The organism is Exiguobacterium sp. PFWT01 (genome assembly GCF_018255795.1).
In the GTDB taxonomy this organism is placed as follows: domain Bacteria; phylum Bacillota; class Bacilli; order Exiguobacteriales; family Exiguobacteriaceae; genus Exiguobacterium.
In genome coordinates, this window is the sequence record NZ_CP073755.1 from 90,001 (window position 1) to 110,884 (window position 20,884).

The 20,884-nt window shown below is 49.1% G+C and carries 22 protein-coding genes, 2 rRNA genes and 2 other annotated features (1 of these 26 cut by a window edge); all 24 genes read left to right on the forward strand.

Annotated elements, in window-relative coordinates:
* A 23S ribosomal RNA gene (locus KD909_RS00470) occupies window positions 1-2,257 on the forward strand; it begins 657 nt to the left of the window's first position.
* Window positions 2,258-2,311: 54 nt separating this feature from the next.
* A 5S ribosomal RNA gene (gene rrf / locus KD909_RS00475) occupies window positions 2,312-2,428 on the forward strand.
* 148 nt (window positions 2,429-2,576) lie between these two features.
* Window positions 2,577-3,053 (forward strand): CtsR family transcriptional regulator, encoded by a 477-nt coding sequence (locus tag KD909_RS00480; RefSeq protein WP_012727708.1) that lies wholly within the window; start codon window positions 2,577-2,579, stop codon window positions 3,051-3,053.
* Between the two features lie 5 nt (window positions 3,054-3,058).
* A complete protein-coding gene (locus tag KD909_RS00485; RefSeq protein WP_012727707.1) occupies window positions 3,059-3,493 on the forward strand; it encodes a UvrB/UvrC motif-containing protein in 435 nt (144 codons plus the stop codon).
* A complete protein-coding gene (locus KD909_RS00490; protein ID WP_012727706.1) occupies window positions 3,493-4,536 on the forward strand; it encodes a protein arginine kinase in 1,044 nt (347 codons plus the stop codon). Before KD909_RS00485 ends, KD909_RS00490 begins: the two co-directional genes overlap by 1 nt.
* Window positions 4,537-4,560: 24 nt before the next feature.
* Window positions 4,561-6,996, forward strand: a complete 2,436-nt coding sequence (locus KD909_RS00495; RefSeq protein ID WP_012727705.1) for an ATP-dependent Clp protease ATP-binding subunit — start codon at window positions 4,561-4,563, stop codon at window positions 6,994-6,996.
* Window positions 6,997-7,052: 56 nt separating this feature from the next.
* Complete coding sequence (radA, locus tag KD909_RS00500; protein WP_012727704.1) at window positions 7,053-8,429, forward strand: DNA repair protein RadA; 1,377 nt, start codon at window positions 7,053-7,055, stop codon at window positions 8,427-8,429.
* A gap of 114 nt (window positions 8,430-8,543) precedes the next feature.
* A complete protein-coding gene (locus KD909_RS00505) occupies window positions 8,544-9,608 on the forward strand; it encodes a PIN/TRAM domain-containing protein (protein ID WP_012727703.1) in 1,065 nt (354 codons plus the stop codon).
* A gap of 55 nt (window positions 9,609-9,663) precedes the next feature.
* The gene (ispD, locus tag KD909_RS00510; protein ID WP_012727702.1) at window positions 9,664-10,344 is read left to right on the forward strand and encodes a 2-C-methyl-D-erythritol 4-phosphate cytidylyltransferase; all 681 of its coding nucleotides are present in this window, start codon (window positions 9,664-9,666) and stop codon (window positions 10,342-10,344) included.
* Window positions 10,341-10,814, forward strand: a complete 474-nt coding sequence (gene ispF, locus KD909_RS00515; protein WP_012727701.1) for a 2-C-methyl-D-erythritol 2,4-cyclodiphosphate synthase — start codon at window positions 10,341-10,343, stop codon at window positions 10,812-10,814. The genes ispD and ispF overlap by 4 nt, the downstream gene beginning before the upstream one ends.
* 45 nt (window positions 10,815-10,859) lie before the next feature.
* Window positions 10,860-12,317 carry a glutamate--tRNA ligase gene (gene gltX, locus KD909_RS00520; protein ID WP_193343265.1) on the forward strand — a complete coding sequence of 486 codons (1,458 nt, stop codon included), beginning with the start codon at window positions 10,860-10,862 and terminating at the stop codon, window positions 12,315-12,317.
* Window positions 12,317-12,524, forward strand: a binding site (T-box leader). (Overlaps the previous gene by 1 nt.)
* A 51-nt stretch (window positions 12,525-12,575) precedes the next feature.
* Window positions 12,576-13,265, forward strand: coding sequence for a serine O-acetyltransferase (cysE, locus tag KD909_RS00525; protein WP_012727699.1), 690 nt, complete (start codon window positions 12,576-12,578; stop codon window positions 13,263-13,265).
* Entirely contained in the window at window positions 13,234-14,631 is a 1,398-nt protein-coding gene (gene cysS, locus KD909_RS00530; protein ID WP_211782053.1) for a cysteine--tRNA ligase, read from the forward strand. The genes cysE and cysS overlap by 32 nt, the downstream gene beginning before the upstream one ends.
* On the forward strand, window positions 14,628-15,032 hold the full coding sequence (locus KD909_RS00535) for a Mini-ribonuclease 3 (RefSeq protein ID WP_211782054.1): 405 nt from the start codon (window positions 14,628-14,630) through the stop codon (window positions 15,030-15,032). Before cysS ends, KD909_RS00535 begins: the two co-directional genes overlap by 4 nt.
* A gap of 109 nt (window positions 15,033-15,141) precedes the next feature.
* Window positions 15,142-15,891 (forward strand): 23S rRNA (guanosine(2251)-2'-O)-methyltransferase RlmB, encoded by a 750-nt coding sequence (rlmB, locus tag KD909_RS00540; protein ID WP_031421850.1) that lies wholly within the window; start codon window positions 15,142-15,144, stop codon window positions 15,889-15,891.
* Window positions 15,888-16,427: a YacP-like NYN domain-containing protein gene (locus KD909_RS00545; RefSeq protein ID WP_012727695.1), complete on the forward strand. Its 540-nt coding sequence runs from the start codon at window positions 15,888-15,890 to the stop codon at window positions 16,425-16,427. The genes rlmB and KD909_RS00545 overlap by 4 nt, the downstream gene beginning before the upstream one ends.
* A 209-nt stretch (window positions 16,428-16,636) precedes the next feature.
* Window positions 16,637-17,278, forward strand: a complete 642-nt coding sequence (gene sigH / locus KD909_RS00550; RefSeq protein WP_012727694.1) for an RNA polymerase sporulation sigma factor SigH — start codon at window positions 16,637-16,639, stop codon at window positions 17,276-17,278.
* A 128-nt stretch (window positions 17,279-17,406) separates the two neighbouring features.
* Entirely contained in the window at window positions 17,407-17,553 is a 147-nt protein-coding gene (gene rpmG / locus KD909_RS00555; protein ID WP_012727693.1) for a 50S ribosomal protein L33, read from the forward strand.
* Between the two features lie 34 nt (window positions 17,554-17,587).
* Entirely contained in the window at window positions 17,588-17,758 is a 171-nt protein-coding gene (secE, locus tag KD909_RS00560; RefSeq protein WP_012727692.1) for a preprotein translocase subunit SecE, read from the forward strand.
* A gap of 16 nt (window positions 17,759-17,774) precedes the next feature.
* Window positions 17,775-18,326: a transcription termination/antitermination protein NusG gene (gene nusG, locus KD909_RS00565; protein WP_012727691.1), complete on the forward strand. Its 552-nt coding sequence runs from the start codon at window positions 17,775-17,777 to the stop codon at window positions 18,324-18,326.
* Between the two features lie 147 nt (window positions 18,327-18,473).
* Window positions 18,474-18,899, forward strand: coding sequence for a 50S ribosomal protein L11 (gene rplK / locus KD909_RS00570; protein ID WP_012727690.1), 426 nt, complete (start codon window positions 18,474-18,476; stop codon window positions 18,897-18,899).
* Window positions 18,900-18,994: 95 nt separating this feature from the next.
* Window positions 18,995-19,681: a 50S ribosomal protein L1 gene (gene rplA / locus KD909_RS00575; protein WP_012727689.1), complete on the forward strand. Its 687-nt coding sequence runs from the start codon at window positions 18,995-18,997 to the stop codon at window positions 19,679-19,681.
* Window positions 19,682-19,740: 59 nt separating this feature from the next.
* Window positions 19,741-19,894, forward strand: a sequence feature (ribosomal protein L10 leader region).
* Window positions 19,895-19,938: 44 nt separating this feature from the next.
* Entirely contained in the window at window positions 19,939-20,445 is a 507-nt protein-coding gene (rplJ, locus tag KD909_RS00580; RefSeq protein ID WP_012727688.1) for a 50S ribosomal protein L10, read from the forward strand.
* A 60-nt stretch (window positions 20,446-20,505) separates the two neighbouring features.
* Window positions 20,506-20,874, forward strand: coding sequence for a 50S ribosomal protein L7/L12 (rplL, locus tag KD909_RS00585; protein WP_012727687.1), 369 nt, complete (start codon window positions 20,506-20,508; stop codon window positions 20,872-20,874).
* Window positions 20,875-20,884: the final 10 nt, after the last annotated feature.

Below are 20,884 nucleotides of genomic sequence, written 5' to 3' on the forward strand. Positions count from 1 at the left end.
TGAGGCGGAGCCGCAGCGAAAGCGAGTCTGAACAGGGCGCATCAGTCCGTCGTCGTAGACCCGAAACCAGGTGATCTACCCATGTCCAGGATGAAGGTCAGGTAACACTGACTGGAGGTCCGAACCCACGCACGTTGAAAAGTGCGGGGATGAGGTGTGGGTAGCGGTGAAATGCCAATCGAACCTGGAGATAGCTGGTTCTCTCCGAAATAGCTTTAGGGCTAGCCTCGAGGTGAAGAGTTCTGGAGGTAGAGCACTGATTGGACTAGGGGCCCCCACAGGGTTACCGAATTCAGTCAAACTCCGAATGCCAGCAACTTGTACTCGGGAGTCAGACTGCGAGTGATAAGATCCGTAGTCGAGAGGGAAACAGCCCAGACCATCAGCTAAGGTCCCCAAGTGTATGTTAAGTGGAAAAGGATGTGGCGCTGCACAGACAACTAGGATGTTGGCTTAGAAGCAGCCACCATTCAAAGAGTGCGTAATAGCTCACTAGTCGAGTGGCGCCGCGCCGAAAATGTAACGGGGCTAAACATACCACCGAAGCTATGGATCCCGTAAGGGATGGTAGGAGAGCGTTCCAAGCAGCAGTGAAGCGGTATCGTGAGGAGCCGTGGAGCGCTTGGAAGTGAGAATGCCGGTGTGAGTAGCGAAAAGAGGGGTGAGAATCCCCTCCGTCGAAAGCCTAAGGTTTCCTGAGGAAGGCTCGTCCGCTCAGGGTTAGTCTGGACCTAAGCCGAGGCCGAAAGGCGTAGGCGATGGACAACAGGTCGATATTCCTGTACCGCCGTACCACCGTTTGAACGATGGGGGGACGCAGAAGGATAAGGTGACCGTGCGACTGGAAGTGCACGGACAAGCAGCGAGGCCGTCGGGTTGGCAAATCCGCCCGGCATACAAGGTTGAGCTGTGACGTGGAGCCCGTAGGGCGAAGCACCGGATTTCACGCTGCCAAGAAAAGCCTCTAGTGAGGAGGTCGGCGCCAGTACCGCAAACCGACACAGGTAGGCGAGATGAGAATTCTAAGACGCGCGGGATAACTCTCGTTAAGGAACTCGGCAAAATGGTCCCGTAACTTCGGGAGAAGGGACGCTTATGGAAACATAAGCCGCAGTGAATAGGCCCAAACGACTGTTTAGCAAAAACACAGGTCTCTGCTAAATCGCAAGATGAAGTATAGGGGCTGACGCCTGCCCGGTGCTGGAAGGTTAAGGGGATGTGTCATCGCAAGAGAAGCACTGAACCGAAGCCCCAGTAAACGGCGGCCGTAACTATAACGGTCCTAAGGTAGCGAAATTCCTTGTCGGGTAAGTTCCGACCCGCACGAAAGGCGTAACGATTTGGGCACTGTCTCAACGAGAGACCCGGTGAAATCATAGTACCTGTGAAGATGCAGGTTACCCGCGACAGGACGGAAAGACCCCATGGAGCTTTACTACAGCCTGATATTGAGGCTTTGTACGCGATGTACAGGATAGGTGGGAGTTTGTGAAGCCGGAGCGCCAGCTTCGGTGGAGACACCCTTGGGATACCACCCTTTGCGTATAGAGTCTCTAACTCGCAGCCGTGATCCGGCTGGAGGACCGTGTCAGGCGGGTAGTTTGACTGGGGCGGTCGCCTCCTAAACAGTAACGGAGGCGCCCAAAGGTTCCCTCAGAATGGTTGGAAATCATTCGAAGAGTGCAAAGGCAGAAGGGAGCTTGACTGCGAGACCTACAAGTCGAGCAGGGACGAAAGTCGGGCTTAGTGATCCGGTGGTTCCGCATGGAAGGGCCATCGCTCAACGGATAAAAGCTACCCTGGGGATAACAGGCTGATCTCCCCCAAGAGTCCACATCGACGGGGAGGTTTGGCACCTCGATGTCGGCTCATCGCATCCTGGGGCTGGAGTAGGTCCCAAGGGTTGGGCTGTTCGCCCATTAAAGCGGTACGCGAGCTGGGTTCAGAACGTCGTGAGACAGTTCGGTCCCTATCCGTCGTGGGCGCAGGAAATTTGAGGAGAGCTGTCCTTAGTACGAGAGGACCGGGATGGACGCACCGCTGGTGTACCAGTTGTTCCGCCAGGAGCACCGCTGGGTAGCTACGTGCGGACGGGATAAGTGCTGAAAGCATCTAAGCATGAAGCCCCCTCCGAGATGAGATTTCCCTTTGAGCAATCAAGAAAGACCCCTCAGAGACGATGAGGTAGATAGGTCATGGGTGGAAGCGTGGCGACACGTGGAGCTGAATGATACTAATCGGTCGAGGCTTTGATCTAGTCTATGGTTTGTGTTGATGAATCCTCAGTTTTCAGGGAACAAGCCCTGTAAAGTCTGGTGGCGATAGCGAGACGGCCACACCCGTTCCCATGCCGAACACGGAAGTTAAGCGTCTCAGCGCCGAAAGTAGTTGGGGGATCTCCCCCTGTGAGGATAGGACGTTGCCAGGCAACAACGCAGAGGACGACCGAGCATACGCTCGGTCGTTTTTTTGTTTTAGCGATGCTCTCGAACGAGAGACATCGCTTTTCGTTTGCCTTTTTTTAAATCAATGATAAAATATAGTCAAAAGTCAAAGATGGTCAGAGGGTGGTGGAGATGAGAAATATTTCGGATGTCATCGAACAGTATTTGAAGCAAGTCTTGAAGGAAAGTCAGGCAAATGCGATTGAAATCAAACGTCAAGATATCGCACAACGATTCGAATGTGTCCCATCCCAAATCAATTACGTCATCAACACACGTTTTACCGTCGAAAAAGGATATTTAGTAGAAAGTAAACGTGGCGGTGGCGGATATATTCGTATTCGACGCGTCATTTTACACGAAAAACAAGATGTTCTCTCTAGTTTGATGGATGTCATTCATGAACATCCACGTTTGAACGAACAGCTCGTTGAAAATGTGCTGATTCGATTGGTTGAAGAACAGATGATGCACGAACAAGAGGCGCAGTTGATTTATCATCTCTTATCAGATGAAGCATTGAACTTACAAGTTGACGATCGCTCCTATATTCGACGTCAACAACTACTCGCGCTGATGAAAGTACTTCGTTATCGTAATGGAGGGTAAGTCGTATGCTATGCGAACGTTGTAAACAGCGACCGGCTGTCAATGAAGTCGTTGTCATGGAACAGGACGTGCCCGTAAAAAAACGGCTATGTCGACAATGTACGGTAGAACTTATGACGGGCTATGTCCCGGTCGTAAAGCGTTGCCCGACCTGTCAGATGACGCGCCAAGATTTATTACGTGTACGAAAAGCAGGATGTGCTACGTGTTATACCGTATTTCGTGATGAACTGATTAAAATCACACGTCAATATCAACAAGGACATGATCATCACATCGGTTCGGTCCCTGACCAGTTACGTACACCGCATGAACGAATCGAAGAGCGACTCGAAAAGTTGGCAGGGGAGTTGACCCGCGCTGTCGAACAAGAAGATTATGAACGAGCAGCACGTATTCAAAAAGAAATGAAGCAATTAGAAGGGCAAGGTGATGTCTAATGGAAACGTTCCTAACACATCCACTTGGTCCAAAAATGAAAGAGCGTGCCAAATTGGATGACCTGGTCGTCTCTACAAGAATCCGACTGGCACGTAACGTCAAAGACACTGTGTTTTCGCCGGTCCTCTCTAAAGAAGGAGAACGTCAACTTTGTGATCGTCTCGAAGGGCGGTTACGTGGGTTAAAAGGATTTGAATATCTTCATATGCGTGACTATGATGAGGTCACCCGGCAGGCGTTGATGGAAAAACACTTAATTAGTCCGGCCGTTGCGGCAAACGAAGAAAGTGCAGTCTTTTTAAGTGAAGATGAAACCATCAGTGTGTTGATTAACGAAGAAGATCATTTACGAATTCAGACCTTACTCCCAGGTTATCAAGTGAAAGAGGCGTTTGAATTAGCGAATCAAGTAGACGCATTGTGCGCAGAATCACTCTCCTACGCCTTTGACGAACAGTTAGGCTACTTGACGACATGCCCAAGCAATATCGGAACCGGACTCCGGGCCTCGGTCATGTTACACTTACCGGGACTCACGTTAACGGGTCGAATCAGCCCCATTTTGCGAGAACTTCGAAAACTCGGCTATACGATTCGAGGTCGTTATGGAGAAGGCAGCGATGCGGCAGGACGGTTGTTCCAGCTGTCAAATCAGCGGACATTGGGCAGTCATGAATCACAGCTGTTAGCTGACTTTATGGAAGTGACAGAACAAGTGATTCAAGCAGAACGTCATGCGCGTGAAGAGCTCATCGCACATCGACAAGAAGAGTTAGAGGATCGGTTTTATCGGTCATATGGTATTTTACGATATGCCAAACTTCTTTCTTCTACGGAAGCCATTGAGCGACTATCTGATTTACATTTAGCGAGTGACTTAGGGATTTTGTCTGATTGGAGTCCGCCGAAGTTCCATGAACTCATCGTTCGGTTACAATCAGGTTTTCTACAAAAACATTTCGGGAAAACATTATCTACGCAAGAACGGGATCGAGAACGAGCGACACTTGTTCGTCGGACGTTAGATCAAGGCTTAGTTTGATCCAACTATAAGGAGGTTATGTCAATGATGTTTGGACGATTTACAGAACGAGCACAACGCGTATTAGCTTTAGCACAAGAGGAAGCCGTACGTCTTGGCCATCATAATATTGGTACAGAACATATTTTATTAGGATTGGTTCGTGAAGGAGAAGGAATCGCGGCAAAAGCGCTCTTCGCCCTCGGATTGACCTCTGAAAAAATCCAACAAGAAGTAGAATCATTGATTGGTCGCGGTTCGGAGAACGGGTCGACGATTCATTACACACCGCGTGCGAAAAAGGTCATTGAGCTCTCGATGGATGAGGCTCGGAAATTGGGACACTCTTACGTCGGAACGGAACACATCCTTCTAGGATTGATTCGTGAAGGAGAAGGGGTCGCGGCACGCGTCCTCAATAACCTTGGAATCAGTTTGACGAAAGCACGCCAACAAGTGTTGCAACTTCTCGGGAACACGGAGTCATCTTCAAATGCTTCGCAACCTGGGGCGAGCGCCGCAACCCCAACGCTTGACGGATTGGCACGCGATTTGACACAACAAGCACGCGAGTCTCGTTTGGATCCGGTCATCGGGCGTGCAGGCGAAATTCAACGTGTCATCGAAGTATTGTCGCGTCGGACGAAGAACAACCCGGTTCTAATTGGGGAACCAGGGGTCGGGAAAACAGCGGTCGTCGAAGGTCTCGCTCAGCAAATCATCAACAACGAGGTACCTGAAACGCTTCGCAACAAACGCGTCATGGTACTCGACATGGGTACACTCGTCGCAGGTACAAAATATCGTGGTGAGTTCGAAGATCGCTTGAAAAAAGTAATGGACGAAATTCGTCAGGCAGGGAACGTTATTCTCTTCATCGACGAGTTGCACACATTGATTGGTGCGGGCGGTGCAGAAGGTGCAATCGATGCGTCGAACATCCTCAAGCCGTCATTGGCTCGCGGTGAACTTCAATGTATCGGGGCGACTACACTTGATGAATACCGGAAGTACATCGAAAAAGATGCAGCGCTTGAGCGCCGCTTCCAACCGATTCAAGTGAACGAACCGACGACAGAAGAAGCTGAACAAATCCTACTCGGGTTACGCGATCGCTATGAAGCACACCACCGTGTGACGATTACAGATACGGCGATTCACGAGGCGGTCGTCCTTTCAGACCGTTACATCTCAGATCGTTTCTTGCCGGATAAGGCGATCGACCTCGTCGACGAGGCGGCATCAAAAGTACGACTTCGCTCATTCACGGCACCACCGAATTTGAAAGAGTTGGAATCCCGTCTCGAATCGATTCGTAAAGAGAAAGACTCTGCCGTTCAAAGCCAAGAGTTTGAAAAAGCAGCTTCCCTTCGCGATACGGAACAGAAGTTACGCGATGAGTTAGAAGAGTTGAAAGCAGAATGGCAGAACAAGCAAGGGAACGAAAAACTTGAAGTGACGAAAGAAGATATCGCTCAAGTTGTTGCGAACTGGACAGGTGTACCGGTCACGAAGATTGCCGAAGAAGAGACAGACCGTCTCCTTAAACTCGAATCGATTCTTCACAACCGGGTCATCGGTCAAGACGATGCGGTGAAATCCATTTCCCGCGCCATCCGTCGCGCCCGGGCCGGATTGAAAGATCCGAAACGTCCAATCGGGTCATTCATCTTCCTCGGACCGACCGGAGTCGGGAAAACAGAGCTCGCCCGTGCAGTTGCCGAAGCGATGTTTGGCGATGAAGATGCCATCATCCGAATCGACATGTCCGAGTACATGGAGAAACATGCGACGAGCCGTCTCGTCGGTTCGCCTCCTGGTTATGTTGGTTACGAAGAAGGCGGTCAATTGACTGAAAAAGTGCGTCGGAAACCGTACTCGGTTATCCTACTCGATGAAATCGAAAAAGCGCACCCAGAAGTATTCAACATCTTGCTTCAAGTGTTAGACGACGGTCGCTTGACGGATTCGAAAGGTCGCACCGTCGACTTCCGAAACACTGTCATCATCATGACGTCTAACGTCGGAGCCGCAGCGCTTCAACGAAACAAATATGTAGGATTCACAGTGGAAGATGATGTGAAGCGTGAGTATACAGAAATGAAGGACAAAGTACTCGAGGAATTGAAGAAAGCGTTCCGACCTGAGTTCTTGAACCGGATTGATGAAATCACGGTATTCCATTCACTTCAAAAAGAGCACATTCAAGAAATCATCAAACTTATGGCAGAGACACTCAAGAAACGTCTCGCCGAACAAGGTGTTGATTTCAGCTTGACGGATGCGGCACTCGATAAAATTGCCGATGTCGGCTACGATCCGGAATACGGGGCTCGTCCTCTCCGTCGTGCCCTTCAACGGGAAGTGGAGGACCGCCTCTCAGAAGCAATGCTCGGCGGCACAATCGCTAGAGGCAGTAAAGTTGCGCTCGACGTACAAGATGGAGAGTTCGTCGTTCGTAACGAAGGTGTAGTTCAGTAAAACATTCAGCTCCCTCGTCGTTTAGAGGGAGCTTTTTTTAGACAGGAAGGGAACTTATGGCCAAAATTAAAACGAAATACGTCTGCCAATCGTGCGGATATGAATCAGCCAAGTGGATGGGGCGTTGTCCGGGTTGTAATGAATGGAATACGCTCGTCGAAGAGTTTGTAGAAGAGAAGAAAGCCAAACGTGGAGCGGCCTTTGTGCATAGTTCATCGCGACAATTGAAACCGGAACGCTTAGCAAACGTCGTCTCACAAGAAGAGACGCGTGTGCATACGAATAGCCGTGAATTTGACCGCGTGCTCGGTGGAGGGATTGTCCCAGGTTCACTCGTCTTAGTCGGAGGGGACCCAGGGATTGGGAAATCGACGATACTGCTACAGGTCAGCGCTCACTTAGCCCATAGTGGTAAAAAGGTGCTGTACATCTCGGGAGAGGAATCGCTCAAACAGACGAAACTGCGTGCGGAACGGCTTGGCTTACCGACGGATGACTTGTTCGTACTCGCTGAGACGGACATGTTGATGATCGAACGGGTTATTGATGAGGAGCAACCTGGATTTGTCATCATTGACTCGATTCAAACGGTATATATGGATGAGATTCAATCAGCGCCAGGAAGCGTGTCACAAGTTCGAGAATGTACGGCCGCCCTCATGAAAATTGCGAAAACGCGAGGGATTGCCGTCTTCATCGTCGGTCACGTGACGAAGCAAGGGTCGATTGCCGGCCCGCGCTTACTTGAACATATGGTCGATGCGGTACTTTATTTTGAAGGGGAGCGTCATCATACGTTCCGTATTTTACGGGCGGTAAAAAACCGTTTTGGGTCGACGAACGAGATTGGCATTTTCGAGATGAAAGAGAGCGGACTAGAGGAAGTGCTCAATCCGTCCGAAATATTCTTGGAGGAACGCACTGCGGGCGTATCGGGTTCGACCGTCGTTGCCTCGATGGAAGGTACGCGGACGGTACTCGTGGAACTCCAAGCACTCATCTCTCCGACATCGTTCGGGAACCCGAGACGTATGGCCACGGGCATCGATCAAAACCGAGTCGCGCTGCTCATGGCCGTGCTCGAAAAACGTTCCGGCCTCTTGCTTCAGACGCAGGATGCGTATTTGAAAGCAGCCGGTGGCGTCAAACTGGACGAACCGGCGATCGACCTTGCGATTTGTATCTCGATTGCCTCGAGTTTCCGGGATCGTCCGACCCGTCCGACGGATGTCTGCATCGGTGAGGTCGGATTGACCGGAGAAGTGCGAAGGGTTTCCCGAATCGAGCAACGTGTCGCCGAGGCGGCAAAACTAGGTTTTACACGTGCCATCATCCCGAAAAATAACATGGGGGGATGGACCGCTCCGGCAGGGATTGAAGTCGTCGGGGTCGGAACAGTGGACGAAGCACTCCAGTTGGCGATTCCGTTCTAACGGGTCGCCACTGGCAGTTTTTAACGCTTTGTAACGAACGTGATTGAAAAAATCGTGTTACAATGAAAGTGTTATTTTTTGAAATTTTATTTCATATAGAAGGAGGTGGAATGAGTGAAGATTGCTGTACGAATCGGATTTATTTTGATTGGACTCGTCGTGGGTTGGTTCGGAATCATCGAAGCGACGCTTTTATTAGCAGACCTTGGCATGAATGTGCCGGAGTGGTTAACGATTCCATACGTAGCAAGTTTGATTGGTGGACTTATCTTCTTCATTCTTAGTTTATTCTTAACAGATGGTGTTGTTGCATTTATTCGTTTTGTCGAAGAACGGCTCGTCCGTTTACCGGTAGGGGATATCTTATTCGGTTCGATCGGTCTCATCATCGGGCTCTTGATTGCCTTTTTGATTAGTGTATCGCTTGAAGTCACGAATATTTTCTTACTGAGTAAAATCGTCCCGATTTTTGTCACGGCCCTGTTTGGTTACTTTGGTTTCGCGGTCGGCTATCGGAAGCGTAACGAATGGATCAAACTATTTGTGAAGAGCGAACGCGAAAAGCCTGCGGCTGAACCGGTCCAACGCTCTAATGATAAGATTTTAGACACGAGCGTCATCATCGATGGCCGAATCGCGGATATTGCGACGACTGGATTCGTGGAAGGAACATTGATTGTGCCCCAGTTCGTCATCGGCGAACTGCAATACATCGCCGACTCCTCGGATACGTTGAAGCGGAATCGTGGACGTCGTGGACTGGACATCTTGAAGGAACTACAAGAGAACAAGCGCATCCAGGTTGAAATCTATGATGGAGACTTCGAAGACGTACCGGAAGTCGACATCAAATTGATTAAACTAGCTGAACTGAAAAACGGGATTGTTGTTACGAATGACTACAACTTAAATAAAGTGTGTGAGGTACGAAATGTACCGGTCTTGAACATCAATGATTTGGCGAACGCCGTCAAACAGATTGTCATTCCTGGTGAAGAGATGGTCGTGACAGTTATTAAAGAAGGAAAAGAGCAGAATCAAGGGGTTGCTTATCTTGAGGATGGGACAATGGTTGTCGTGGAGGGCGGACGTAAATTGATTTCGAAGACGCTTCCTGTCGTTGTGACGAGTGTCTTACAAACGTCTGCAGGCCGTATGATTTTTGCCCGTCCAGAATAACGGATCAAAAAGAGACGCGAGAGCGCTCTCTTTTTTCACGAAGAGAGGTATTAACATGGTAGCTTATACAGTTGTCATCCCGGCTGCCGGGAGAGGGAAGCGGATGGGTGCGGATGCGAATAAGCTCATGCTGACGCTCCGTGACAAACCGATTATTGCTTGGACGTTACAGGCGTTCGATACCGATCCGTGGTGCGAACGAATGGTGTTAGCCATCCGGCCAGAAGAACGTGACTGGTTCGAGGCGATGACGTCACAGATGAAGACGCCGGTTACATACGTAGCAGGAGGGGAAGAACGACAACAGAGTGTCCATGCAGGACTGAAGGTTGTTGCACCCGATACGATTGTGATGATTCATGACGGTGCGCGTCCGTTTGTAAAACGTGAACAGTTGCATCAAGTGGCTGAAGCGGCACTGCAAGGTGGTGCCATCTTGGCGGTACCCGTTAAAGATACGGTCAAACAAGTTCAACGTCATCACATCGAACGCACCGTTCCCCGTGAAAACTTATGGTTGGCACAAACGCCGCAAGCCTTTCAGGCAAAAGCGATTTTGGCGGCACATGAACGAGCGGTCGAACAACAGGTGATGGGAACGGATGATGCCAGTTTGTTTGAGTGGCTCGGCGAATCGGTACAAGTGGTCCTTGGGGACTATCACAACATCAAAATGACGACGCCCGAAGATTTATTGTTTGGCGACGCGATTTTAGCGAAGGAGGAATTACAATGAGAATTGGTCAAGGCTTTGATGTACACGCATTTGCAGAAGGACGTCCGTTAATCTTAGGAGGGATTGAGATTCCACATGAGCGCGGACTGCTCGGTCATTCTGATGCGGACGTGTTACTCCATACCATTGCTGATGCGGCACTTGGAGCAATTGCGGCAGGTGATATCGGAAAGCACTTCCCGGATACGGACCCGGAATTTAAAGATGCGGATTCGAAAGTATTGCTCCGTCACGTCTGGCAGCTCGTGAAAGACCAAGGCTACGTTCTCGGAAATGTAGATGCGACGGTCATGGCTCAACGTCCGAAACTTCGTCCTTACATTGATGAGATGCGCGCGGTCATCGCTGAACTTCTTGAGGCGGACATCGAGCAGGTGAACGTGAAAGCGACGACGACGGAGAAACTGGGCTTCACGGGACGCGAAGAAGGGATTGCGGCGCAAGCGGTCATCTTACTCAACCGGGCTTGACAGAAATGGTATACTATTTGGGCAGAAGAGAAGAAAGGTGGAACTATTATGAGTGAAGTGCGTGTACGCTATGCGCCTAGTCCGACGGGGCATCTCCATATCGGAAATGCGCGGACGGCGTTGTTTAACTACTTATTTGCTCGCCATGCTGGCGGAAAAATGATTCTTCGGATTGAAGACACTGACCAGAAACGGAATGTGTTGAACGGTGTCGAGAGTCAGATGAAATATTTGGAATGGCTCGGCATCGACTGGGATGAAGGTCCAGGGCGTGACGGAGACTACGGTCCGTATTACCAAATGGAGCGTCTTGCGATTTATGAGAAATACGTCAATGAGTTGATGAGCAAAGGCCTTGCTTATAAATGCTACATGACCTCGGAGGAGCTTGAAGCAGAGCGTGAAGCACAAATCGCACGTGGGGAGGCACCACGTTACTCGGGTGCGCACCGTAACCTCACTGTTGAAGAACGTGAAGCGTTTGAAGCGGAAGGGCGTAAACCGTCTATTCGGATTCGTGTGCCGGAAGGCGTGACGTATAAATGGACAGATGTCGTCAAAGGAGACGTCTCGTTTGAATCGAAAGATTTCGGTGACTGGGTCATCGTGAAACAGGACGGCATTCCAACGTACAACTTCGCAGTTGTCGTGGACGACCATTTGATGAAGATCAGTCACGTGTTGCGTGGGGACGACCATATCGCGAACACACCAAAACAGATGATGGTCTATGACGCACTTGGTTGGGACTATCCTGAATTCGGTCACATGACGCTCATCTACAATGACCAACATAAGAAGTTATCAAAACGGGACGAATCGATTATTCAGTTCATCGAACAATATGCGGATCTTGGTTACTTGCCAGCAGCGCTCTTTAACTTCATTTCGCTCCTTGGCTGGTCACCGGTCGGGGAGGAAGAAATCTTCTCAAAAGAAGAGTTCATTGAAATGTTTGATGCGAAACGTTTGTCGAAGAGTCCGGCAGTTTTTGACCAACAAAAACTTTCTTGGATCAACAGTGTATACATGAAGAAGGCCACGCTTGACGAAGTGGTGGCACTCAGTTTACCATTCTTACAAGAAGCAGGACGATTACCCGAGGCGGTATCTGTTGAGGAAGCGGATTGGGCGACAAACTTGATTGCATTGTATAAAGAACAAATGACGCACGGAGCAGAAATCGTCGCGTTGACAGACTTGTTCTTCAAAGATGAAATCGAGTATGACGAGGAAGCGAACGCTGTCCTTTCAGGTGAAACGGTACCTGCTGTTCTTGCAGAGTTCAAACAGCAGCTCGAAGCAATCGAAGACTTCACACCGGAAGCGATTAAAGCGGCGACGAAAGCGACGCAAAAAGCGACCGGTCAAAAAGGGAAGAACTTGTTCATGCCAATCCGTGTCGCTACGACAGGGCAAACACATGGACCGGAACTCCCGAACGCCATTTCGTTAATCGGAAAAGAGCGTGTGTTGAAGCGTCTCACAACTTTATTAGCGTAATAAAGGCATCGATGAGGAAAGTAAGCGGTACGACACGTTGCAGAGACTAGAACCTAGGCTGGGAGTTCTAGATGTGTCCCCCGAAGAAGTGCACCTCGGAGCCGTCTCGGCGATATGTAGTCGAGGCCGTGACTCGGCGTTAACGAGACTTGAGAGGGGAACGCATTTTCCCAAACAGAGTGGAACCGCGCTTACGGCGTCTCTGTGCCTTGGCACAGGGGCGTCTTTGTTTTTGTATAAGAAAAGGAGATATCGATTATGGGATTTTGGAGCAGTGTACGCGAAGACTTGCGGACTGTCCTGGAACTAGACCCTGCCGCTCGTTCGAAAGTAGAAGTGGCACTGACTTACCCAGGCCTTCACGCCATATGGGCACACCGCATCGCGCACGGATTATGGAAACGTAACGTGAAACTGGTGGCCAAATTATTAGCCCAGTTCAGTCGTTGGTTGACCGGGATTGAAATTCATCCGGGGGCAGTCCTTGGGGACCGCGTGTTCATCGATCACGGTTTCGGTGTCGTCATCGGTGAGACGGCGATTATCGGGAATGACGTCACCATCTATCAAGGCGTGACCCTGGGTGGAACGGGGAAAGAGAAAGGGAAGCGTCACCCGACAATCGGGAGTGACGTGCTTATTTCAGCGGGGGCGAAAGTACTTGGGAACATCACGGTCGGCGATTGCGTCAAAATCGGAGCGAGCTCGGTCGTATTGAACGATGTGCCATCTGATTCGACCGTGGTCGGGATTCCAGGTCGTGTCGTCATTCGAAACGGTAAGCGTGTGAAGCAACATGATCTAGATCATCGTTTCCCAGATCCGGACCGCGAATGCCAAGAACGCTTAGAAGCGGCAGTGGATGAACTACAACAAAAATTAGCGACGCTTGAAAAGCGGATGGAGGAGAAGACACATGATTCAGCTGTACAACAGTCTCACGAATAAAAAAGAACCGTTTGTCCCGATTGTTCCGGGTAAAGTATCGATGTACGTATGCGGTCCGACCGTTTATAACTACATTCATGTCGGAAACGCCCGACCGGCAATCGCCTTCGACACGGTCCGCCGCTACTTGACGTATCGTGGGTACGAGGTCAAATACGTCTTGAACTTTACAGACGTGGATGACAAGATCATTCGTACGGCGAATGAATTAGGAGAAGACACGGAGACGCTGACGAATCGCTATATCGAGGCGTATTTAGCAGATACAGGGGCACTTAACGTTCAACCGGCAGACGTGCATCCGCGTGTTACTGATACGATGGAAGAAATCATCGAGTTCATTCGTCAATTGGAGACGGAAGGGTTCGCTTATGAATCAGAAGGAGACGTGTATTTCCGGACCAAGAAGTTTGAGACGTACGGGAAGCTGAGTCAGCAATCGATTGAAGATTTGCGGGCCGGTTCACGTGTCGATGTCGGAGAGAAGAAAGAAGACCCGCTCGACTTCGTTCTATGGAAAGCGGCTAAACCGGATGAACCATCATGGGATAGTCCGTGGGGCAAAGGACGTCCGGGCTGGCATATCGAATGCTCGGCGATGGCGAAAAAACATCTCGGGACAACGATTGATATTCACGCGGGCGGGCATGATTTAAAATTCCCACACCACGAGAATGAGATTGCTCAGTCAGAAGCTTGCAACCATGCGAAGTTCGCTAACTATTGGCTGCATAACGGCTTCATCAACATTGAAAATGAGAAGATGTCTAAGTCGCTCGGAAACTTCCTCCTCGTCCATGAGGCGTTGAAAGAAGTCGATCCGATGGTCCTGCGCTTCTTCATGTTGTCTGTCCATTATCGTCATCCGATCAACTATAGCCGTGAATTGATTGAACAAGCGGCGAACGGATGGAGCCGAATCAAGGAAGCTTACCAAAATATTGAATATCGCTTGTCGGTCACAGCCGGACTTGGAGAGGCGAGCGAGTCGATGGAACGGAAACTTGAATCCATCAAGACCTCTTTCATCGAGTCAATGGATGATGATATCAATACGGCCAACGCCGTGACCGTCCTCTTTGACTTGGCACGGGAAGCGAACATTTATGCCAAAGCCGATCATGTGGCCAAAGCGACGCTTGAACAGGTCCTGTCGCTATTTGATGAATTGACGGGTGTCCTCGGCTTGACGTTGGCAGAAGAAAAAGAACTATTGGATGCCGAGATCGACCAATTGATTCAAGAACGGAACGACGCACGGGCGGCACGTAATTTTGCCCGGGCCGACGAGATTCGTGATTTACTAAAAGAACAAAACATCCAACTCGAAGACACGGCCCAAGGGGTTCGGTGGAAGCGGTTATGATGCAACCGAAACAAATGAATGCCCTCGCTCTCGCTTATATGGGAGACGTGGTATACGAAATGGCTGTACGGAGACGCCTGCTCGAGAAAGGATTGACGCGCCCGAATGACTTACACCGGGGTGCGGTCCGCTATGTCAATGCACGAGCACAGGCGAGCGTCGTGACATTTTGGTTAGAAACGGATGCGTTGACAGAAGAGGAGCAGGCTGTCGTCAGACGTGGAAAGAATGCGAAATCCGGATCGGTTCCAAAGCGGGTCGATGTGCACACGTATCGTTATTCCACGGCATTCGAGGCACTGATTGGGTATATCTATTTGACAGAAAGAAGGGATCGTCTTGAAGAACTCATCAAACAAGCGTTCGAACGACTCGAAGCCGAGTCGATCGAAACGACATGACGGGAATCGGGGAGCGGAGAAACGACCGTTTGACCGCCCTCGTGGGGAACGACCAGATCGCGCGCGTCGCCAAAAGGCAGAACGCCCTGACTATAAGGAAGTCGATGTGATGGAGGAAGGGATTGACTTCCTTTACGGTCGTAACCCGGTACTCGAGGCACTGCGAAGTGGTCGGGATATGAATAAAGTATTCATTATGGAAGGTCAGCAAAAGGGCCCCCTCGCTCAAATCATCGCGATGGCGAACGAAGCATCGGTCCAAGTGTCATTCGTCCCAAAAACGAAACTTGAGAAGATGGCTGGCAGTGAGCATCACCAAGGAGTCGTTGCGGCAGTTGCGGCTTATGAATACAAAACAGTCGAAGACATGTTCGCTCTCGCAGCTTCGAAAGAGGAGACACCGCTCTTCATTTTGCTAGATGAGCTCGAAGACCCGCACAATCTCGGTTCGATTCTACGGACCGCCGATGCCGTTGGCGCACACGGGATTATCATTCCGAAACGCCGCTCGGTCGGTTTGACTCAAACGGTTGCCAAAGCGTCAACCGGGGCGATTGAGCATATTCCGGTGGCGCGCGTGACGAACTTGACGCGGACACTTGAAGAGTTGAAGGAAAAGGGATTGTGGGTCGTCGGGACCGATGCGAAAGAAAGTCAGGACTATCGTCGATTGGATGGAAATATGCCACTCGTTGTGGTCATTGGAAGTGAAGGCAAAGGGATGAGCCGACTCGTGCGCGAATCGTGCGACTTCCTTGTTCATTTACCGATGGTCGGTCATGTCACGTCACTCAATGCATCTGTTGCAGCGGCGCTCCTCCTGTATGAGGTGCATCGCTCACGTCATCCATTGGCATGAGTATCCTGAAGCGTGAGCTCCTTCTTGTCGACGGATATAATATCATCGGCGCGTGGCCTCACTTGAGAAGTCTCCGCGACGTAGATTTTGAACAAGCACGCAATCTGTTGATTGAGGCGATGGCAGAATATCAGGCTGTGTCCGGCAAAGAGGTCACCATCGTGTTTGACGCCCATATGCGTTATGGTCGTGAATCCAAAGAGAAGCGGAGTCGGGTCGACGTTGTCTATACGAAAGAGAATGAGACAGCGGACGAATGGATTGAGCGGCGTGCCCATGAATTAGTGGATGACCGGCTCATTACATTATTCGTCGCGACGAACGATTTCACGGAGCAGTGGGTCATCTTTGGTCAAGGCGCATTGCGCGTCCCGGCAACGGAACTGTTGAAAGATTGGAAGCATGCGAAAACATTGATTGAACAACAGCGTGTGTCGCTCGAGAAAGAACAAGCGAATCGGAAGACGATTGATATTCCACCGCATATTCAAGCGAAGTTTGAAGAAATGCGACGTCGCAAATCAAAAGGTGATTGAAATCACGGACGAGTTCATCAAATGGACTCGTCTTTGTTTCGATTTTGACATTTTTTTGCAAAGGAATGTTGTATACTATTACATATATGAGTTACACAGTATTCAATTGACGGAATTTTTAGAAATTTGTTTGACGCATAGGAGTAGGGAGTCCTATAATGGGACACAACCTTACATAGTTCAGGATCAATCGCCGGGGGGTAACGAGCATGAACGGATGGCCGTACGAACAGTTTGAAAAAATGTCAGACGAAGAGTTGGTCTTATTGGCGCGCAACGAAGGGGATAGCGACGCGCTCGAGTTTTTGATTGAACGATACCGGTATTTTGTGCGGGCGAAGGCACGTTCATACTTTTTGATTGGTGCAGATCACGAGGACATCGTCCAAGAAGGGATGATCGGCCTTTATAAAGGTGTGCGTGATTATAAGGACGAGCGACTTGCGTCATTTAAAAGCTTTGCCGAGATGTGCATCACCCGTCAGATGATCACGGCAATCAAGACGGCGACACGCCAAAAACATATTCCGCTCAATTCATATGTGTCACTCGATAAACCAATTTTTGATGAAGAGTCTGACCGGACGTTGCTCGATGTCATCTTGCCACCACATCCGACTGACCCACAAGAATTAATCGTGACACAGGAAGAACAGTCGTTCATGGAAGCGAAGATGGATGAGATCTTGAGTGACCTCGAACGGAAAGTCTTGCGTCTTTATTTAGACGGGCGCTCTTATCAAGAGATTTCAGACGACCTCGATCGTCATGTCAAATCGATCGATAATGCGTTACAGCGCGTGAAGAAGAAATTCGAGCGTCATGTCGACGTCCGGATGCTCACGAGCTAACCGATTATTGACCGCGTGCCTCCTATGTGATACTTTAAAAGCAGCGCCTTGTCCGTAGACGCCATTTACAGGAGGCGTTTTTTTTTCGCTCTTTTTTAAGAGAGAGTAGTCGAAAGGGGCGCTTATGAATGGCAAAGAAAGTAAGTCTCGCTTGCTCAGAATGCGGGTCTCGAGAGTACTCGACGACAAAAAAAGACGGCGTGTCGACACGGCTTGAAATGAAGAAGTTTTGTCGCCGCTGTAACGCGCATACGCTGCATCGGGAATCAAAGTAACGTAGATTGGCATTCAATGTAGGAGGAAGCTACCATGAACTTTTTGCGCGACGTATGGAAAGAGTTGAAGAAAACGAGTTGGCCGACTCGTAAAGAACTCACGAAATATACCATTACTGTCATCGCGACTGTTGTCGTGATTGGCCTGTTCGTGTTCGGCGTAGATACTGGCGTCAGTTATCTCGTCAATTTATTGATTAACTAAGGAAGAGGTGAAAGCCGTGGAGAAACAATGGTTTGTTGTCCAGACGTACTCAGGTTTTGAGAATAACGTCAAAGAAAACCTAGAACGTCGAATCGGTTCGATGAACATGGAAGATAAAATTTTCCGCGTCCTCGTCCCGACTGAAACGACGCAAGAAGAAGTCACATTGAAGAGTGGCGAGAAGAAAATCAAAGAACGTGAAGTCAAAAGTTTCCCGGGCTATGTGTTCGTAGAGATGGTCATGACTGACGATTCATGGTATGTTGTCCGCAACACGCCAAACGTCACCGGCTTCCTCGGTTCAACGGGTGGTGGGGCAAAACCGATCCCACTCCAACCGGACGAAGTGACAAACGTCTTGTCACAAATGGGACTCATCGAGAAGAAAGATCGTTACAACTATGAACTCGGTGACCTTGTCCGCGTGAAAGAAGGCGCATTTGAGAACTTTGAAGGAACAATCGACGAGATTGAGGCCGACAAAGAGAAGCTCAAAGTCGTGGTCGACATGTTCGGTCGTGAAACGAAAATTGAACTTGATTTCGAACAAGTTCAGAAAATTAACTAAACCCACTTGCTAATCCGTAAAACGGATGGTACAATCGAAAATGTTTGATGTTGTGCTTTATTTCGGTACAAACTCGACCTAATAGATTGAGTGGGAGGGCGCACAACGTCCAAGAAACCACATTTTAGACTTAAGGAGGTGTGTCTCGTGGCGAAAAAAGTTTCTAAACTCGTTAAACTTCAAATCCCAGCTGGTAAAGCAAACCCAGCTCCACCAGTAGGTCCAGCACTTGGTCAAGCAGGTGTTAACATCATGGGATTCTGTAAAGAGTTCAACGCTCGTACACAAGACCAAGCCGGATTGATTATTCCTGTAGTCATCACGGTATACGAAGATCGTTCGTTTACATTCATTACGAAAACTCCACCAGCTGCAGTTCTTTTGAAGAAAGCTGCTGGTATCGAGAGTGGTTCTGGTGAACCAAACCGTAAGAAAGTAGCAACGGTTAAGCGTGACAAAGTTCGCGAAATCGCTGAACTTAAAATGCCTGACCTTAACGCATCATCTGTAGAAACAGCGATGCTTATGGTTGAAGGTACTGCACGTAGTATGGGTATTGTAATCGAAGACTAATTTGCTAGTCTCTGGGGTTGTCGGTGAATACTGCTCACCTTCAATCCCTTCATTATGTGGGAGGAAATTCCGCTAACCACAAGGAGGAAAAGATCATGGGTAAAAAACACCAAGAAGCAGCTAAGCTTGTTGACCGCACGAAGTCATACGACCTCGCTGAAGCTGTCGAGCTCGTTCAAAAAACAGCTACTGCTAAATTCGATGAAACAATCGAAGTTGCTGTCCGTCTCGGCGTAGATCCGAAGAAAGCAGACCAACAAATCCGTGGTGCCGTTGTACTTCCACACGGTACTGGTAAAACACAAAAAGTTCTCGTCTTCGCAAAAGGTGAGAAAGTGAAAGAAGCGGAAGCTGCTGGAGCAGACTACGTTGGCGACGCTGAGTACATCAACAAAATCCAACAAGGATGGTTCGACTTCGATGTAATCGTTGCGACACCTGACATGATGGGTGAGGTTGGTAAACTTGGTCGTGTTCTCGGACCTAAAGGCCTCATGCCTAACCCGAAAACAGGAACAGTTACTTTCGACGTAGAAAAAGCAATCGCGGATATCAAAGCTGGTAAAGTTGAATACCGTGTTGATAAAGCTGGTAACATCCACGTTCCAGTTGGTAAGAAATCATTTGAAGCATCTAAACTCTCTGAGAACATCGAGACAATTCTCGAAACACTCATGAAAGTGAAGCCTGCTACTGCAAAAGGAACTTACCTTAAAAACATCTCGCTTTCATCTACAATGGGTCCTGGGATCCGTGTAGCGACTGCAGATTTCCTTAAGTAATCTTGTTGAAATAAATTGTTGACAACGTGTGACACCGCTGATAAAGTAATACACGTTCAACCGAATATGTTGGATTACCGTAGACAGAAGGTGGACATCGGTCCGTAAACCCTTCCGAGGTGTCTTTGCTCGAACTTGAGCCTGTTGTCACAGGTTTACTTTCAAACAATTACGCCCTCGTATGTCTTCATACGAGGGATTTCTTTTGGAGAGCAGCCTCTCGTCCGGTATAAGAATTGACTAGGAGGTGCAAACACATGGCAAACGAAAAAATCGTAGCTCAGAAATCGGCACTCGTCGATGAAATCGCTGAGAAAATGCAAGCGAGCGTTGGAACAGTTGTTGTTGACTACCGTGGACTTACAGTTGAAGAAGTGACTACACTCCGTAAATCACTCCGTGACGCTGGAATCGAGTTCAAAGTTTACAAGAACGGTCTTCTTCGCCGCGCAGCTACTCAGTCGAACTTCGAAGGTCTTGACGAAGTCTTCACTGGTCCTACAGCAATCGCCTTCTCTAAAGAAGACGTTATTGCTCCAGCGAAGATCTTGAACGACTTCTCGAAAGAGCACAAAGCGCTCGAACTCAAAGGCGGAATCATCGAAGGTAAAGTTTCTTCACTCGAAGAAATCAAAGCCCTTGCAGAACTTCCATCACGCGATGGTCTTCTCTCGATGCTTCTCAGCGTACTTCAAGCTCCAATCCGTGGGCTCGCAGTCGCAACAAATGCAATCGCAGAACAAAAAGAAGAGCAATCAGCTTAATTTTTGTCGCGTAGCGTAACTCAAAAAACTTTTTCACAACATCAAAGGAGGAAAACCATAATGGCTTTCAACAAAGAGCAATTCATCGAAGACCTCAAATCAATGACGGTTCTCGAACTTAACGAACTCGTAAAAACAATCGAAGAAGAATTCGGCGTATCAGCAGCAGCTCCAGTAGCAGTTGCAGGTGCTGGCGCAGGCGCAGCAGCTGAAGAGAAAACTGAATTCGACGTAATCCTCACAAACGCTGGCGCTGGTAAAATCAACGTCATCAAAGCTGTTCGTGAAATCACAGGTCTCGGCCTTAAAGAAGCAAAAGCACTCGTTGACGGAACTCCAGCTCCAGTCAAAGAAGGCGTTTCTAAAGAAGACGCTGACGCAATCAAAGCTAAGCTTGAAGAAGCTGGCGCATCTGTTGAAGTTAAGTAATTCAACTTCA